Source organism: Rossellomorea sp. ABR4_012, assembly GCF_056159545.1.
On sequence record NZ_JBSWVK010000001.1, the window covers coordinates 1,241,827 to 1,259,468 of the forward strand.

Sequence of the window (17,642 nt, forward strand, 5' to 3'; positions counted from 1 at the left end):
AGCATTGCTCGTACCCATTTTTGAGCTTTGAAAGAGAATATTAATAATGAAGGAGCGTACCTTGAATGAAGTCTATCATTTTTATTGAAACGACTAAGTCAGGTTCAAGCAGGGAAGCAATTAAGACGGCAGACAGACTTGGCTATTATACTGTCCTTTTTACTGAAAGACCTAACTTTGTCGCGAAACGGGAGGAATTTCCCGATGTTCATTTTATGAAATTATGCGATCTCAGTGATATAAATGGACTGGAAAAGGAAGTGAAGGCCCTTACTTTAAAGGGGTTAGAAGTGTCCGCTATCGTGAGCTATGTGGATCCGCACAGCTATACAGCATGTGTTCTTGCCGATACATTCAATGTGAATCATTTTTCCACTGAAGGAATGAAAAATATTCAAAACAAGATTCACTCGAGGCAGCTGATGAAGGACTCATCGGCAACTCCCGCATACTGGACGGTTGCAACAAATAGGGAGAGCAGGGCATTGGAACCGAAAATCAATGATAAGTTCCCTCTGATCATGAAATCGCCACAATCTACGGGCTCAAAGGATGTCTATAAGGTTGAAAATCTATCAGAATATCGTAAGCGGTATGAAGCATTGGTCAATCGTTATGAAAATCAGCCTATTTTAATAGAAGAATTTCTCCCGGAGCCTCAGTACCTGGTGGAAGTGGTGGTCCATAAAGGAAAGGTTCATATTATGGCAGTGATCAAACAGGATATTCAATATGATCGACGATTTATCGTCATGGGCTATAAATTAATGTTGAATGCTGGAAAAAACTTTTCTGAGGGACTGAAGAAAGCGATAGAAGAGATCGTAGCTCAACATGGACTCAAGTCAGGTGCTTGTCATTTGGAGCTTCGCCGAAAAGGAACTCAGTGGAAACTGATTGAAATAAATGCGCGTATCTCCGGGGCTGGAATGAACAATATGATCAAAGCTGCTTTTGGGATTAATCTGGTAGAAGAAACGTTAAAAATGGCGCTGGGGAAAAATCCAGATTTAAAGCCTAAGTTTCAAAAGAATGTATATATGCAATATGTGACAGTAGAAAAAAAAGGGACGCTCAAGAGAGTAACTGGAAAAAATAAAGCCCTCGCGTCGAAGGGTGTAGTAGAGGTTTATGTCAAGCCGCGTAAAGGTTCGATGATTACCCCGCCTTTGTCGATGGGACACAGGTATGCATATGTGACTGCTGTTGGAAAGACTGCAAAAGAAGCTGAGATGAATGCAAAGAAGGCAGCCGCTGAAATTCAGTTTTGGATTGAAGAGTCTCCAAAGGAAAAGATTACAACTGAAATTAAATAAGCAACAAGGGAGGGTTGTCATTTCCCTTCTTATTTTTATGTACAAGTCCCAAAGGATGATGAATAAATAAATGAAAACGCCTTGTTTAAGCTTATTTTAGCTTGAAACAAGGCGTTCAACTTTTATTTCGATCCTGTCAGCAGATATCATTTTGCTCAATCGGTTGGACTGTCTTATTCGGGCTTTCATCCAAGGTTCTTCTTACAATAGTCAACCGTCTCCACCATCTCCAGCCCGCTGGCCCCTTTGATGAGAATGGTCCAGTTTGGCTTGATGGTGTTAAGCAGTTTCTCATTTAATTGATTCATAGAGGTCCGGTTGAAGTGGAAAATCCGATGCTTGTTCATACCGGCTTCCCGGGCACCAGCTCCAATGTTTTTGGAAAGGTTGCCAAAGGTAAAGAGGTAATCGATCTTCTTCTCAGCAACATACCTTCCTACTTCTTTGTGGACTGCTTCATGTTGGTCTCCAAATCCCGCCATGCTTCCCAGGACTGCCACTTTCTTTTGCCCTTCCAGGTTCGTAAGTACGTCGAGGGCCCCTTTCATGGCATCCGGAAAGGCATGGACGGTGTCATCAATCAGCGTGATGTTGTTTTTCAGCTGCATGACATCCAGCCTGTGCCTTGGCTTTCTTACTTCACTCAAGCCTTGTTTAATTTCTTTGGGTGTAAAACCGAGGAGGTCTGCGATGGCGATGGCCAGAAGTGCATTGTATACATGGAATTCTCCATGATAAGGAATGGAAAAGGTATGAGATTTACCCGACAGCTCAAGGTCAAAGCTGATCCCTTCGACTTTGTAGCGCACATTCTTTGCCTGATAATCAGAAGCGGAATGAATGCTGACCTTTTTCAGCACTCCCGTGAAATTCTTTGTATGCAGAAGCTTTGACCGCTTGTCGTCTCCATTCAGGAATAAATGGCCATTACCATCCATTCCTTTAATAAGCTCCGATTTAGCTGCTGCTATTCCTCTGATATCGCCATTGAAGTTGCCGATGTGGGCAGTGCCGATGTTGGTGATCGCGCCTATGTTAGGCTGGATGATTTTACAATGTTTACTGATTACGCCGGGATACGCCATTCCGTATTCAAGTACGATGGCACGGTGGATGAAATGGATTTCATCCTGATGCTTTTCTGTATGGTCGGTCCGGTTCCAATAATCACTTGATTCGAAAATGATCCAGCGGGTTCTGAGAATGGATGCAATGAATGATTTGGTTGTTGTTTTCCCTGCACTTCCGGTTACAGCAATGATCGGTCTTTCAACGGAGAAATCGATACTCATAGTCATCCTCCTTTCATTGTGAACTTAGTGATTTTTTCTTGGCTAAATAGATGCAGTAGCCGATTGTATTTTTGACTACATCCATTTCCAGATAAAAGGTTGGGGGGCATCCGGGTCTCCAATTGACCTCATAGATCCATATCTTCCCCAGGTCGTCCAAAGCAACATCGATTCCAAGTTCATCGATTGTCTCTGAAAAGTGTTCAAGTTGTAATTCGTCCATATGACGGGCTAAATTCAAAGAAAAATTTTCTAAATAGCGCTTTACGTTAAAATAATCATCCCCAAATTCCTGTTTCAAAAAAGGAACTAGATAATTCATCGAACCGCCGCTATTAATGTTGGAAACAATCGTTCCCGGGGCACCGATTCTTGGATAGATAGAAGTAATGACCCATTTTCCTTTCCCGTCTTTTTGAACGTGAAGCCGAAAGTCAAATACACTGCCTTCTTTTGTCCGGCAATTGATATAGGGCTGTACGAGAAAGTCCTCTTCCCCGATAAGGGTGGAAACAAATGCTTTTAATTCATCATAAGAGTAAAGGTGTGCATCCGTGTCTATTAATAGCCTAAAATCATCTCCGACACGCTCGATAAGAATGATTGATTTTCCTTTACGTCCATTCACTGGTTTAAAGACGATCTTTCGATAAGCCTCCAGAAATGAAAAAAAGTGATTCGTCCCTCTGACAACCTCCGAGGGGATCAAGTATTGTCTGAACTCCCCGGATTCCATCAACCGCTTATAAACCGCCATTTTATTGCCAATCGAATAAGTGGTAAATGGAATATCGTTTTTCAGCTTCTGAATGACATCATCGGACTTAGCCAGCTTTTCAGGGCTTCCTGTGTTATAGATGACATGAGGGAACGGAAAAATTCCTTCCACCCACTCCCCGTCTTTATATTCAAATCCTGATATTGTTTTCGTCTCAAAGTCAACTCCACCGGGAGAAAAATAAATCATTTCCGTTCCTTCTGCCTTGGCCACAGCTGCATAAGCGTATGATTTAATGACACTTTCAGGATGCTTTCTGTGGTGCAGCATTCCAATTCGAATCAATTGACTGACCTCCTTCTGATAAATAATGACCTTCTTCCTAACTAGTAAATGACGATAGCCCCGTTTAGGGAACGACACTTGTAATAGGTAAACCGCCTTTTTTAACTCATTCCTTTTTGGTGATCATGAATAGATGGCATTCCACAAAAGTCTATATAGGTAACTCGTATGTCCCCTGAAACAAATCTCTAATCCAAAGAGTATGAGATTCCCCGTTTGATTGGTGATGATTGCAGCCTTCCCTTGTGCTTGGTGGTAGTCAGGCCAGTAACCTGCAAGTAATGCATCGTTACTCTCCCCATAAGATGCGACCACCTTCATCTTGCCGGTATTCGTAAACCAGGCTGGCCGATATACAAAGCCCGTATCTTCATCGAGGTATCCCTTCGTAATCGCATGGTCCTTATAATGGATCTTCAATAATGCATTCTTATTCCAGCCGCCTGAATGAACCTGAGCTTCACTTAGCTCAAAAATAGTCGTCAAAGCCTTGGATGCACCCGCGCCGATACCGATTACCTTTCCGCCCTTTTGTAAATAGTCATGAAGATTTTTGCGGCAGGCGTCCTGCTGGGCCACGGAATCGAGCACGAACTCCCGGTACAGGATCCTGATATTTGAAGGGGGATAAAATAAGTGCTCATATCCGTTATAAATAAGAACATTGATGGAGGATAACGCTTTTTTATAGGACAAATCCTTCGCCTTAAATTCCTTAAAAGGAATATTCATTTGCTGGAGGGCAAGCTTGAGACCTGAATGAGCTTTTTTATGAAAGAGACCATCATCTATTAAAATACCGACTGAAACTGGTGCTTCAGAATGTGTTTTTTCAGGTGAAGAAAGGGGATTAACGTCATTCTGGGCAGACTTGTAAGGCTTCATTCCTGCCATTATCTTTTCAAATACAGGGAGGCAATTGACTCCCCAGCTTAAAGGAAGACTCCAGGCGCAAAGTTCAGACATTCTTTCAGAACCCGACGAGAGATCTTCACCCTGCGTCAGGAAACAATAAGCCAAGTTAGCGCGTGCTTGATTCATTGGAACGATGGTGGTCCCTGGGGGGAATGAGTATCCTTCGTATGTGAATTCTTTTGTAGAGGAGTATAGCTTGATTCCATTCTGCTGAAGATGCAGGATCAGCTTTCTGTAAGCAGACTGAAGTCCGCTCTTTTCAGTCAGCAAAAAGTACTTGGGGAAATAGCCCGGTGAATGAGTGGGATGATGATTCTTGATTCCCCTTCGGTAAAAGATAGCTTGATTCGTTTTCAACTCCTCTATGTTCGTTGAAATATGGGAAAGAGCAGCTGAAACAGCTAAAAAAAGCCATGTGGTTCCGTCCTCAGAACGGCTTGGTGATTCGATGGTAAGACCGATGGCCCCTTGCAGCATCGAATACATCGAACAGCAAAATGGACTAAAGTCATCCCAGCCATTCTTGCCATCGCGATAGGGGATGTACGTGCCTTTGATCGACTTGAACTTTTTTGCGGAAAACTTGTCCCTTTCCGCAACCAAAAAGGCTTCCATTTGCTCAGCGAGAGGGAGCGCCCTTTTTAGATATAGATCGTATTCATAAGCTGGATTGTGAGGAGGGGTGCAGGGTTCAATCAATCCAAGGTGAGTATTAGTGGATTTTTTCCAAACATACCCATGCAAGTCCAATACGACTGCAGGCTTTTGCTTCACAATCAGATTGACTATGCTTTGTGTCTCCGGCTGTGATTGTGTAATGAAATCCCGGTTTAAATCAAAGCCCTCTGCGTTATAGCGGGTCTTATGCACATATCCGTCCGGATTACAGCAAATGACACAATAAACGACCAAATCATTCAGCCATTGTATGCTTTTGCCTTCTTTCTGAATTTTGTCTAACAAGCGCAGTAAAGCTGTCGAACCGGTGGCTTCATGTCCATGAATGGAAGCAGTAATGATGATAGGGGTTTTATTTTGTGACTGCCTGGACTGTTTTTTGTTTTGAACGTTTGTCCCGGAATCGGCCGGCTTTTCAATTGTCACACACCAAATGTCCCGCCCTTCAATGGACTTTCCGAGTGATGAGAGGGAAAGAAATGGACATTGCTCGCTCTTCTTTTTTATTAATGCTTCTAGTTTCCTGTAAGAAAAAATAGTACTTCCCATGTAGTCATAGCCTCCTTTCTATAGTTAATTCAAGAAGAGTTATTTCTGCCATGGACAAGTGTCCCATTATGACGAATATGGTCAATTTTCACCTCTTTCTTTTAGATCGTTGCCTCTTTCTAATCCCTCGTTTTACATATCAACATCTTGAAATACATAACTGTACCAGCATGTAAACAAGGAGAAAACTGCATGAAATATATAGTCTTCTGCCGTCTCCCCTGTGCGGACTTGTACATAGATTAATACATAGGAGTGGATTAACCGGTTAGAAAGAGGTGTATTCCCATGAATATGACGATTGAAAGATCCACGTTTAAAGAGCTTGAACCCCTCACTAAACTTGCTCGAAAAGATGGAATGAGGGTTCATGATGTACCGGGCTCTGTATGGTTTTGTGCAAAAGTGGATGGGGAAATGGCTGGCTTTGTCTCTTGCTATATAAGGGAGAAGCATGGTAAAGCGGTTTTTAAAAGTGATTATGTGCGGGAGGAATACAGACGTAAAGGCATCTACCGAAAACTATTTGAGACGAGATTGGAATACGTAAGGGATCTCAATGTGAAGCTTATCAAAGCATCGTGTACGAAGATGTCTTTAGGGTGCTTCTTATCTTACGGGTTTAAGAAAATAGAAACGAGATCAAGGAAATATACAGATGTTGTGAAGCATGTAGTTCATTAGATAATTTAGGGGGATCGAAATGATTAAACTGCATTTAAAGGAAATCAGAAAGGTATTGGGTGGAGTGCTCGTAAGTGGTTCTGAAAATATGGACATCCATGATGCGATCATCTTCCACCAGCATAAGCTGAAGATGACGAATACACTGGTCTTCATCGATAAAAGGAAGGCAATCAGTGAAAAGAAATGGAATAGAATGGTAAGGAATGCTCCTTGCGCCGTGATTACAGATCATGACCAAAATACTGTAAGCGGTGAAGAGGGGCTGACCATCATTAATGTTAGAAATGTAAGGGAAGCCTTCACGAAGTTTGTTAAATACTTCAGGGGAATTTATACACTCCCGATTGTTGCGATTACAGGAACATGTGGAAAAACAACGACCCGCGAGATGCTGACGCATATTTTAGAGGAAGGTCATTCCATCGTTTCCACGGAACAGAATGACAATACACCGCACCGATCATTTGAGTACCTCATGAAAATAAATGAAAGTACAGACGTAGGTGTATTTGAAACAGGTTTGGGCGGACCTGGTGATCTGCGCTATCACTGCAAGGTCTATCAACCGGATATAGGGATCATTACCAATATCGGAGTGTACCATCTGGACCGCTGCAAGACCTTTGAAGGATATCTGGCAGCCAAAGCAGAAATGCTTGAGGGGCTGCAGAATAAAGGCACGTTATTACTGAATGCAGATGACCAGAATATTTCTAAAATCAGCTTAGAAGAGTATAAAGGAACCGTTCGTTATTTTAGTATCCATCAGCCGTCCGACTTCAAGGGGACCCATATCTCAATCAGCGAAAAAGGTACGCATTTCACTTTACATGCAAACGGCCGCAAATATCCTGTGTTTATCCCTGAAATCGGTAAACATCACGTTTACAACGGATTGGCTGCTTTACGGGCGGCGGAAGAACTGGGGGTGGACATCGAAACAGGGATCAAAAGGTTACGTACCTTTAAAAACTTGGAAAGACATTTTCAACTGCGTAAAGGCAGGAACGGTTCAACGATAGTGGATGATACTTGGAATGTGAACCCTACCTCATTAAAATCAGCCATTAAAACACTTTCCCTGATAGCCAAAGATAAGAAGCGGATTGCTCTTTTAGGAAATGTTGAAAGGCTCAGCAGAAAAACAAAGGACGTTCACAAGGAATTAGGAAAGTATGTGGTTGAATGCGGAATCGATGTGCTATTTACGTATGGAAAGAAAGCGAAGATACTGGCGGAGCAGGCAGCGATGGAAAGTGAAAATATCATTGTATATCCATTTACCTCGATTAAAGGAATGGAAGAACTTATATTGAAACATCTCGATGATCAGTCATACATGCTGGTCAAAGGCCGTGCCGGCAGTAAACCTTTGATGAGATTAAAAGAACGTTTGATGAGTGAGGAATGAAAAGGAGAGGTGAATGATGAAAGTATTACAACTGAAGAGCGTAATCCAGGCAGTAGGGGGACAATTAGTTCATGGTTCGGGGGATTTATTGGTGAAAGATGCAGTCATTTATCACCTCCATGGAGTCAGCAAAAGTCATACAATCATCTTTGTAGATAGAAGAAAGCCATTCCAATATGAAGAAATCGAACATCTGCAGCCCTTCGTCATCATCAGTGATGCAAGAGATAGTAAGGAAAGGTATAAAGGAGCGTTTGCGGTAATTGAAGTGGACAATATCAGAAGGGCTATTTTTGCCTTCGCTGATTTTTATAGAAGCTTATTGAGGGTCCCCATTATTGCCATCACGGGAACAAACGGAAAAACAACGACAAAGGACATGATTGTTCATATTCTCAAAGAACGCTATTCCGTTCAGGCCACTGTAAGAAGCAGAAATGCGCCAAGGAAGTCCTTCGAATATCTGATGGGGATTGATGAAGATACAGATGTCGGGGTCTTCGAAACTGGTTTGGGAGCCCCTGGGAACCTTCGATATCATTGTGATATCTTCCAGCCTACGATCGGAATTATCACAAACATCGGAGTCTTTCATTTAGATAAATGTAAAACGATGGAAAATTATATTGAAGCAAAGGGGGAAATCATCGAAGGATTAAAGAATAAAGGGACATTACTGGTGAATGCAGATGATGAAAATATAGCCACCCTTCCTTTAAAAGATTATAAGGGGAAGCTCGTTTCCTTTGGGAAATCCGCAGCTGCCGATTTGAGGGCTGCTGACATCATAATCGATCTAAATCAAACCAGATTCACCATGACCTATCAAGATAAACAATATCCTGTGATTCTGCCTTGTCTGGGAGAACATCAGGCTTATAATGCAATGGCAGCGATCGGGGCCGTACTGGAGACAGGAGTGGATATCAAGTCTGCCATCGAAGCATTGAAATCGTTCAATGTGCTTGAAAAACATATACAAGTGAAACAAGGGATTAAGGGTTCCACCATCATTGATGATTCATGGAGTTTAACACCCGGAGCATTAAAGGAAGCTATGAAAGTATTACAATCGATTGCAGACGGCAGGAAAAAAATTTTACTGATTGGAAATATCGGCCGATTGGGGGATTACACTAAAAAAACTCATGAGGAAGTAGGAGACATGATATCCGAACAAGACATCGATGTTCTGGTGACATATGGACATAACGCCATGGATACAGCCAGAAGAGTGGCAGTTAAAAACAAGGAAATACAAGTACATTCATATATGAATGTAGAAGACGTCTTCTATAAAGTCTCTTCATTATTGTCCCCGGATAGCTTGTTTCTGTTTAAGTGTTCAAATACAGACAGTGATTTGATGATGCTGAAGGAACAATTTATGAAGAATGATTAAAAATTATGGAATCAGCGTGATGAACGAATACCTTAAGACAGGAGTGAAAAAATGAAACCTCTGCCACTGCGCGAATTAATTGATGTGATGAATGGAGAGCTCTTACACGGGGATGAAAATTTCATCGTAAAGGATGCGATGGTGTCACACTTGCACAGGATAAAAATGAGAAACACGTTACTATTTTTAAGAAAAAACGAAGCCTTTGACGTTCGTAAGGTGATTAGATATTCCCCTTATGTTGTCGTAACTGATAAAAGTGAAGAAGAAATGAAATACATTGAAGCTGCCGGTATCGTAAGGGTTCGTAATGTAGATGAAGCATTCTGGTCTTTCACCCGCTATTACCGGCAGTTATTTGAACTGCCGATCGTCGCCATTACAGGCACTTGCGGAAAAACCACTACCAAAGAAATTCTTTCCCACCTTTTATCTTCCACACATTCTATCCAATCTACCATCAGAAGCAGGAATGCCACTAGAAAATCTTTTCAATATCTTATGGGCATCGATGAAAATACGGATGCTGCTGTGTTTGAAACCGGCCTGCGAGGACCTGGTAACCTTCACTATCATTGCAAAGTATTTCAACCTACAATCGGAATCATCACAACAATCGGGGTCGACCATCTGGACAAGTGCAAGACGTTAGACGGCTATATTAAAGCAAAATCCGAGATTGTTAAAGGGGTCAGAAAGGGAGGCACCCTTATTTTAAACAGCGAGGATGAAAACACAAAGAAAGTATCACTTTCAGGTTTCACCGGGGAGGTCATTTATTGTGGCACAGGTGCCGATGCTGATTACCGGGCCAGTGATATAGTTTACAGAAAGAACGGAATGTCATTTACGCTGCATCATGAAGGAAAGACATATGGAATGTATATACCGGGTTTTGGTGAGCATCAGATTTACAATGCGCTGTTTGCCCTTGCAGCCGCCCATAAAATTGGGTTGAGCCTTAGGAAGGCTGCGTTCCGAATTAGGACGTTTGAAAATCTGGAACGCCACTTGCAGATTGAAAAAGGCATAAAAGCCTCTACGATCATTGACGATACATGGAGTACAAATCCAACATCGATCACTGCAGCCATTGAAGTACTTGAAAGCTTGGGAAATGATAGAAAAAGTGTTTTGTTGTTAGGTAATATTGCCTATCTGGGGAAGCATGAGAAGAAAGTGTATCATGAATTGGGAAAATTAATAGCATCTAAGAAAATCGATACCTTGATTGCTGTAGGGAAAAAGACTAAACATGTAGCGGAGCAGGCAAAAAAGGATGGGTTCAAAGGAGAAGTGTATACAGCAGATTCTCCTGCACACGTAAAGAAATATGTAGAAAATCTGCTAGATGAAAAAACCATACTTTTGATTAAAGGATCTATGATGGATACGGAATTAATAGGGCTTGCAAGCTCTTATAAAGTTGATGGATAAAGTAATGAGAAAAAAGACCTAGCCCTGTTACCCCTGGTAGTATCTAGCACAGTCTTGGCAATTATTACATCATTTTATGGAGAAAATCTTTGTTATACTTGCTGTGGATAAGAAATTAGAAAATTTCACTTTATTCACAGGAGGTAGAAACATGAAGAAATTAATGACAACCGCGGTATGCACAGTTGCTTTAACGTTCAGCTCTGTGTCGATTCCGCCTGTGCAGCAAGCAACTGCAGCAACTGCTTCCCAGCAACCTGAGGTAGAGCAGAAAGCTGATAATATTATCTCAACTGCCAAGAGCTTAATTGGTACAGCAACATACGAAAGATATGTATATAACCCGCCGCATCAATTTGGCTGCAGTGGATTCATTTACTATGCCTTCAAACAAAATGGTATTGACCTTGCAACAAGGGATACAAACGTACAGGCTCAATTGGGTGAATATGTACCAAAGGATCAGCTTCAAAAGGGAGACCTTGTTTTCTTCGATTCAAACCCGAATGATAATGATCCAGTTACACACAATGGAATTTATATTGGAGATAACAAGATCATCCATATGGCAGACGAAAAGAATGATATTCTAATCTCTGACTTAGATGGAAAAGACTATTATAAGAATAACTATAAAACTGCACGCCGTGTACTTCCTTCCTTTATGTATGATCAAGCAACTTCATCAACTGCAGAAAAGGTGGTTGAAGTTGCAGAAGGATTAATCGGAAAAGCTTCTTATGGTACTCCTTATAATGAAGAAACATTGACCTTCAATGGTGCAGGACTGACTTATTATACATTTAAGCAGGTAGGGATTGATCTTAAATCAAAAACAGCCAGTGAACAGTCTAAACTTGGTGAACCTGTGAAACGTCAAGATCTTCAAAAAGGTGACCTTGTGTTCCTTTCAAATAATTCAAGTAACGGAAAGATTGTTCATGTAGGTGTTTATGCCGGGAATAATCAAATTGTCCATGCTGCCGGCTCTGATTCAGGAGTCAAGAAGAGTGTCATTCTTAACGGCTACTACGATGAGCATTACGTGACAGCGCGCCGTGTGATTGATGTGAATGCTGCAGCTACGGAAGATCCAGCAGAAAATGCAAATCCTGAAACTGAAACACCTGCTGCACCTCAGGAAAAGCCTGAACCAGAAACGGATGTTCAACCAGAAACACCTGCGGAAAAACCTGAACCAGAAACAGACGGTCAACCAGAGGAACCAGCAGAAAAACCAGAAAGCACTGAAGACAAGCCTGCCGCTTCACAGGATAAAGGTGCTCAAGTTTCAGGTCTTGCAGAAGATCTAATGGGCAAGGCTCAGTATGGACGTTCTTATGATGAAAGCACAATGAGCTTTAACAGTGCAGGACTCGCTTATTATGTATATAAACAGAGCGGTATCGACCTTCAGGATAAAACTGCAGCAGGACAAGCTGCTAAAGGCCAATTCGTTTCTAAATCCCAATTGAAGGAAGGGGACCTTGTGTTCTTCTCGAATTCTTCAAGTGGTGGGGATATTGTCAACACAGCCATCTATGTTGGCAACAATGAAGTGATCATGTCTGCCGGTAAAACTTTGGGTGTTGTAAAACGAAACTTGGATAGAAGCTGGTATCAAGATAATTATGTGACAGCTCGCAGAATCATTCAATAGTCTAACGAATCGAACAAGGGGTATCTGCCCCTTGTTTTTTTTCTTTCCTATATAAATACCCTCATTCATCATATGTAAACTACTAAATAAACATTTCCTTCATTAATTAGTTTGATTCCCATTCAACGTTCTTTGTTAGGTAGTCAGGGGTCTTCTCTGTATACAACACCCACGTTTAACAGAGCCTAATATTTACATAATCAAGATTTTTGTTTAAATTTGAATCTGCCTGGGTAGAAATTTACATAGAATTAACGTTCCTATGGATATTTTTTACACCTGAAGTATATTCCGGTATCAATTTCTGGAAATTACGTAAAGAGTGAAAGCGTTACACCCCCTCATATGAGTAGATTCCCTAAAGGTTCAAGAGCTAATTGTCGAATTCCGATGAAATATTTTTGTTACGAATTACACTAAAATGTTATACAGCTGAAATTAATTTCTGCTATAATACTTTCTGTTGACTCAATTTTGATTTACAAAAAACAAATGAACTTTACTAAATCTTAATATAAAAAGGTGATGAAGTATGAACTTCTTTAAGAACCGTTTCAATGACATGCGCAGTGAGATGCGTACTGGGAAGTTAACTTTCTTCTTTACAGTCGTCATTTTATTTTGGTTAAAAACGTATGCTGTCTACTTGGCGGAATTCAACCTTGGAATTCAAAATTTCATGCAGCAATTCCTTCTATTCTTTAACCCGTTAAGTTCAGCATTATTTTTCTTTGCATTTGCTCTTTTCTGGAAAGGCAGAGGACGATATATTGCATTTATCGTCATTAACTTGTTGATGTCTTTCGTATTATATGCAAACGTCGTGTACTACCGTTTCTTTAATGATTTCATTACAGTTCCGGTTATTCTTCAGGCAAAAACGAATAACGGGCTTGGCGGAAGTGCCGTTGAGTTAATCAATCCTGTAGACATTCTTTACTTCCTGGATCTGTTCATTATCATTGGACTAATGATCCTAAAGAAAGTAAAGCCGCAGGAAAAACTTCGTTTCCGTTCAGTATTCGCGGTCATGACTTCTGCAGTTCTTGTGTTCTTATTGAACCTTGGCCTTGCGAATATCGATCGCCCGGAGTTATTGACTCGAAGCTTTGACCGCAACTATCTGGTGAAATATTTAGGAACACACAACTTTGCGATTTATGATCTTGTTCAAAACTCTAAGACACAAGCAAAACGTGCAATGGCCGACAGCAATGAAGTATCAGAGGTAGAGAACTTTGTGAAAGCTAACAAAGCGGCTCCAAACCCTGATGCCTTTGGAAAAGCTGAAGGTAAAAACGTGATTTATATTTCAATGGAATCCCTGCAAACATTCATGATCGGAAGAGAGTTGAATGGTCAGGAAGTTACACCATTCCTGAACTCATTGGTTGAAAATAAAGATGCCATGTACTTTGATAACTTCTTCCATCAAACAGGACAGGGGAAAACGTCCGACTCAGAGTTCATCATCGAAAATGGATTATACCCGCTTCCACAGGGGGCAGTGTTCATGACACATGCAAATAATACGTATCAGTCAGCTCCTGCCATTCTGAAGGATAAAGGATATACGTCAGCCGTGTTCCATGGTAACTATAAAACGTTCTGGAACCGTTCTGAAATGTACCGCTCCATGGGATATGACAAGTTCTTTGATGCAACGTATTATGATATGAGCAATCCGGAAGAGCAGCTTCCATACGGATTGAAAGATAAGCCGTTCTTTGAAGATTCCATTCCTATGCTGGAGAGCTTGAAGCAGCCGTTCTATACTAAATTCTTAACGTTATCAAACCACTTTCCATTTGACCGTCATGAGGAAGACACTGACTTTCCGACGGCTGAAACAGGAAATGGTGTTGTAGACCGTTATTTCCAAACGTCACACTATATGGACCAACAGCTTGAAGCATTCGTGAACGATCTGAAAGAAAAAGGTTTATATGACAATACGATGATTGTACTTTACGGTGACCACTATGGTATTTCAGATAACCATAAAAAAGCGATGTCTGAAGTCTTGGGCAAAGAAGTGAATGATTACGAAAGTGCCCAGTTGCAGCGTGTACCATTGTTCATCCTGAACTCTGGCGCTGAAGGTGGAGTCAACCATACGTACGGCGGACAGATTGATCTTCGCACTACGGTTATGCACCTTCTTGGACAAGAGACGAAAGATTATCTAAGCTTTGGTCAAGACTTGTTATCTGAAGAGCGCAAGCAAATTGTTCCTTTCCGTAACGGTGATGTTATTTCTGATAAGTATTCTAACATCAAGGGTGTTTGCTACGATAACGAAACAGGTAAGCCTGTTGAAGAAGGTAATGAAGAAGCAAACAAAGTGTGTGAAGATATCAGTAAAGATGCTCAGAAACGACTCGAGCTTTCAGACAAAGTAGTCTACGAAGATTTACTGCGTTTCCACAAACCGGAAGGATATACCCCGATTGATCGTAAAGATTATCAGTATGTCAATCCAAACCCTAAAAGCACAGAAAATCCTGAAGCGAAAAATGAAGAAAACCATGAATAAGATGGTAGGATAAAAAGCCAGCTCCAGTTTTAGGAGCTGGCTTTTTCTTGATGTATTGAAGGCTCGTCCTTAGCGCTTTAAAGCTCAAAGGACGGTTTTTTTGTGACTATTCAAAAGGTTCGATGTGGTCAATCTGATGCATGTGCAGGTGAATCACTTCTTTCGTATCATCCGCATAGAAAAGCAGGTGTTCATCATTTACCTGAAGCAGTCTCCCTGAAAAGGAACGCGTCCCTTTTTTTATTTTCAAATAATGTACACTCAGTAACTGATTCTCTTTAATCCAATTGGACATCATGCCGAGCCATTCGTTCATGTCAGGTCTCTCCTTCTGGTTGTTTGTGGTACCCATTTCTGCAGAGGAAAATGGATTATTTTTAAAGGCCATTGTCAATGCTGCTGCCTTGGAGTAGTGATGATAACAAGTTGTGTATAGACTTATTGTCCTTTTTATCGGTAAGTTGATATGGGTTGTTTAGTTGGTATTTATATACAGAAGTGAGAGGGTGTTGGTGGCAGAGTAGGGAGTGAGGGAGATTGGCGGGGGCGAATTGAGCGTTCGGTCGGATTCTTCCATGGATGTCCTGATAAAAAATACAATTTATTGACGGGATAATGACCAAAAAAACACATTGAACGGACATATTAATCAAAATACGTTATTTAATCAGTTATCTAGTTGTTTTTGAAACGGTTCTTGGATGAAGGATTATTAATAATTGTGCCGGAAATCAATTAATTGTGCCAGTTTCCGATTAATTGTGCCAGTTTCAGGATAATTGTGCTAATTAGAATGATTCTACCTAGCTTAAAGACAATCTATATAGAGAAACATACATACAAACAAACACAATATACATATGCCTAAATACAAACCAGGTTTAAGACACGAACCTCTCCATAAACAAACATAAACAAATGAATGTTTTTGAGTGATTAATGGTTGTTTATGAAAGTTATTGATAGAAAATGATTGATTTTTGAAAACGGTCTCATTATAATGGACTTAACTAAGAAAGTAGCAGGAGGAGCTTATGTTAACCGAAGAACGACACCGAATCATTTTAGACTTGCTTAAACAAAAGGAAGCAATCAAAATCCAGGAAATCGCAGATTTAACGGACGCCTCTGAATCAACGATCCGCAGAGATTTGACCCAGCTTGAACAGGAAAAATTTTTAAAGAGGGTTCATGGAGGAGCGTCGAGACTGCAAGGGAAGTTGAAGGAATTGACTGTTTCCGAGAAAACATCCAAAAACCTTCATGAAAAGAGCGTGATCGGACGATATGCTGCAAGCTTGATTGAAGAGGGGGACTGCATATTCCTTGATGCGGGGACCACGACGCTCGGTATGATCCAGTTCATTCCTGAAAGGGATATCGTGGTCGTGACAAACGGAATGACTCATGTGGATGCCCTGCTGCAAAAAGGATTCAAGACGTATATCATTGGAGGCAGCGTGAAACCGACAACGAAAGCAATGGTAGGGAGCGGTGCAATCGAATCTCTTCAAAAATACCGCTTTGATAAAGCGTTTCTAGGTACTAATGGTGTTCATCCTCAATACGGATACACCACACCGGATCCGGAAGAAGCGCAGGTAAAGAAGACGGCCATTGAACTTTCGAGAGAAGCGATGGTGTTGGCGGACGATTCAAAATTCGGGGAAATCGCGTTCAGTAAGATTGCTGATATAGAGAAAGCGATCGTCATCACGAATGGTAGTGAGAACGAGCTGGACTCAGAATATGCGAAACAAACTACAGTAAAGGTTGTGACTGCATGATATACACCTTAACGCTTAATCCTTCAGTTGATTATATTATGGAGCTTGATCAGTTCACAAAAGGGGGATTGAACCGGTCAGCGAAAGAAAATGCACTTCCTGGCGGAAAGGGGACCAATGTCTCGCGTGTCCTTCATGTCTTGGGTGTGAAAAGTACAGCCCTTGGTTTTGCGGGAGGTTTCACGGGTGAATACATCAAGCAGTTTTTAAGAGAAGAAAACATAGATACAGATTTTGTGGAAGTAGAAGATATGTCGCGAATCAATGTGAAGGTGAAGGCCGATGACGAAACGGAAATCAACGGGAACGGCCCCTCTATCAATAAAAAACTGCTTAATCAACTTCTGGGAAAAATCTCGAACTTATCAAAGGATGACACCCTTGTTCTAGCTGGAAGTATTCCCGCTTCTGTACCTGAATCTTTTTATCAGGAAGCGGCAGCTCTTTGTAAGAGAAGAGAAGTGCGTATTGTCATCGATGCTGAGAAAAAGTTGATTGAACCGGTTCTGTCCTTGAAACCATTTTTAATAAAGCCGAATCATCACGAACTGGGAGAAATGTTCGCTGTGATGATCGAAACGGTAGAGGATGCCATCCATTACGGTAAGAAGCTGAGAGAAAAAGGTGCTGTAAATGTGATTGTATCGATGGCGGAAAAAGGAGCGCTGCTTTTAACCGGAGAGGATGTATATGAGGCATCCGTACCTGAGGGGGAATTGAAAAGTTCGGTCGGAGCGGGTGATTCGACAGTTGCCGGTTTCCTGGCAGGACTCTCGAAGGGACTGAGTATGGAGGAATCATTCCGATTAGGAACTGCAGCTGGTTCTGCTACGGCTTTTTCCATCGGGCTGTGTGAAGCGGAAAAAGTGAATGAACTATATAAACAAATTGAAATCCGAAAAAGATAAA

At 41.3% G+C, this 17,642-nt stretch carries 13 protein-coding genes; 9 read left to right on the plus strand and 4 right to left on the minus strand.

Annotated elements, in window-relative coordinates:
• Positions 1-65 precede the first annotated feature (65 nt).
• A complete protein-coding gene (locus tag ACXAFV_RS06060) occupies positions 66-1,316 on the plus strand; it encodes an ATP-grasp domain-containing protein (protein ID WP_475125158.1) in 1,251 nt (416 codons plus the stop codon).
• Positions 1,317-1,501: 185 nt separating this feature from the next.
• Here ACXAFV_RS06060 and ACXAFV_RS06065 read toward each other — a convergent pair whose 3' ends face one another.
• The 3 genes from ACXAFV_RS06065 to ACXAFV_RS06075 form a co-directional block, all read right to left on the minus strand.
• Positions 1,502-2,608, minus strand: a complete 1,107-nt coding sequence (locus ACXAFV_RS06065) for a UDP-N-acetylmuramoyl-tripeptide--D-alanyl-D-alanine ligase (RefSeq protein ID WP_475125159.1) — start codon at positions 2,606-2,608, stop codon at positions 1,502-1,504.
• A 13-nt stretch (positions 2,609-2,621) separates the two neighbouring features.
• Positions 2,622-3,671, minus strand: coding sequence for a YheC/YheD family endospore coat-associated protein (locus ACXAFV_RS06070; RefSeq protein ID WP_475125161.1), 1,050 nt, complete (start codon positions 3,669-3,671; stop codon positions 2,622-2,624).
• 123 nt (positions 3,672-3,794) lie between these two features.
• Complete coding sequence (locus tag ACXAFV_RS06075) at positions 3,795-5,813, minus strand: DUF2817 domain-containing protein (protein ID WP_475125162.1); 2,019 nt, start codon at positions 5,811-5,813, stop codon at positions 3,795-3,797.
• A 288-nt stretch (positions 5,814-6,101) separates the two neighbouring features.
• On the opposite strand from ACXAFV_RS06075, the gene ACXAFV_RS06080 reads away from it, so the two are divergent.
• From ACXAFV_RS06080 to ltaS, 6 genes are all read left to right on the plus strand, one after another.
• Positions 6,102-6,497, plus strand: coding sequence for an N-acetyltransferase family protein (locus ACXAFV_RS06080; RefSeq protein ID WP_475125163.1), 396 nt, complete (start codon positions 6,102-6,104; stop codon positions 6,495-6,497).
• A gap of 19 nt (positions 6,498-6,516) precedes the next feature.
• Entirely contained in the window at positions 6,517-7,911 is a 1,395-nt protein-coding gene (locus ACXAFV_RS06085) for a UDP-N-acetylmuramoyl-tripeptide--D-alanyl-D-alanine ligase (protein WP_475125164.1), read from the plus strand.
• A 16-nt stretch (positions 7,912-7,927) separates the two neighbouring features.
• Positions 7,928-9,313, plus strand: a complete 1,386-nt coding sequence (locus ACXAFV_RS06090; RefSeq protein WP_475125165.1) for a Mur ligase family protein — start codon at positions 7,928-7,930, stop codon at positions 9,311-9,313.
• Between the two features lie 51 nt (positions 9,314-9,364).
• A complete protein-coding gene (locus ACXAFV_RS06095; protein WP_475125166.1) occupies positions 9,365-10,750 on the plus strand; it encodes a Mur ligase family protein in 1,386 nt (461 codons plus the stop codon).
• Between the two features lie 151 nt (positions 10,751-10,901).
• On the plus strand, positions 10,902-12,410 hold the full coding sequence (locus ACXAFV_RS06100) for a C40 family peptidase (RefSeq protein WP_475125168.1): 1,509 nt from the start codon (positions 10,902-10,904) through the stop codon (positions 12,408-12,410).
• A gap of 562 nt (positions 12,411-12,972) precedes the next feature.
• The gene (ltaS, locus tag ACXAFV_RS06105) at positions 12,973-14,946 is read left to right on the plus strand and encodes a lipoteichoic acid synthase (protein ID WP_475126080.1); all 1,974 of its coding nucleotides are present in this window, start codon (positions 12,973-12,975) and stop codon (positions 14,944-14,946) included.
• Positions 14,947-15,052: 106 nt separating this feature from the next.
• Here ltaS and ACXAFV_RS06110 read toward each other — a convergent pair whose 3' ends face one another.
• Positions 15,053-15,262, minus strand: a complete 210-nt coding sequence (locus tag ACXAFV_RS06110; protein WP_475125170.1) for a hypothetical protein — start codon at positions 15,260-15,262, stop codon at positions 15,053-15,055.
• A gap of 718 nt (positions 15,263-15,980) precedes the next feature.
• Here ACXAFV_RS06110 and ACXAFV_RS06115 point away from each other — a divergent pair.
• Together ACXAFV_RS06115 and pfkB are read left to right on the plus strand one after the other, a co-directional pair.
• Positions 15,981-16,733, plus strand: a complete 753-nt coding sequence (locus ACXAFV_RS06115; protein WP_475125171.1) for a DeoR/GlpR family DNA-binding transcription regulator — start codon at positions 15,981-15,983, stop codon at positions 16,731-16,733.
• Positions 16,730-17,641, plus strand: a complete 912-nt coding sequence (pfkB, locus tag ACXAFV_RS06120) for a 1-phosphofructokinase (RefSeq protein ID WP_475125172.1) — start codon at positions 16,730-16,732, stop codon at positions 17,639-17,641. Before ACXAFV_RS06115 ends, pfkB begins: the two co-directional genes overlap by 4 nt.
• Position 17,642 lies beyond the last annotated feature (1 nt).

Coding starts and splice junctions, on each gene's coding strand:
- ACXAFV_RS06060 (WP_475125158.1), top strand. CDS start 66: ATGAAGTCTATCATTTTTATTGAAACGACTAAGTCAGGTTCAAGCAGG.
- ACXAFV_RS06065 (WP_475125159.1), bottom strand. CDS start 2,608: ATGAGTATCGATTTCTCCGTTGAAAGACCGATCATTGCTGTAACCGGA.
- ACXAFV_RS06075 (WP_475125162.1), bottom strand. CDS start 5,813: ATGGGAAGTACTATTTTTTCTTACAGGAAACTAGAAGCATTAATAAAA.
- ACXAFV_RS06080 (WP_475125163.1), top strand. CDS start 6,102: ATGAATATGACGATTGAAAGATCCACGTTTAAAGAGCTTGAACCCCTC.
- ACXAFV_RS06085 (WP_475125164.1), top strand. CDS start 6,517: ATGATTAAACTGCATTTAAAGGAAATCAGAAAGGTATTGGGTGGAGTG.
- ACXAFV_RS06090 (WP_475125165.1), top strand. CDS start 7,928: ATGAAAGTATTACAACTGAAGAGCGTAATCCAGGCAGTAGGGGGACAA.
- ACXAFV_RS06095 (WP_475125166.1), top strand. CDS start 9,365: ATGAAACCTCTGCCACTGCGCGAATTAATTGATGTGATGAATGGAGAG.
- ACXAFV_RS06100 (WP_475125168.1), top strand. CDS start 10,902: ATGAAGAAATTAATGACAACCGCGGTATGCACAGTTGCTTTAACGTTC.
- ltaS (WP_475126080.1), top strand. CDS start 12,973: ATGCGCAGTGAGATGCGTACTGGGAAGTTAACTTTCTTCTTTACAGTC.
- ACXAFV_RS06110 (WP_475125170.1), bottom strand. CDS start 15,262: ATGAACGAATGGCTCGGCATGATGTCCAATTGGATTAAAGAGAATCAG.
- ACXAFV_RS06115 (WP_475125171.1), top strand. CDS start 15,981: ATGTTAACCGAAGAACGACACCGAATCATTTTAGACTTGCTTAAACAA.
- pfkB (WP_475125172.1), top strand. CDS start 16,730: ATGATATACACCTTAACGCTTAATCCTTCAGTTGATTATATTATGGAG.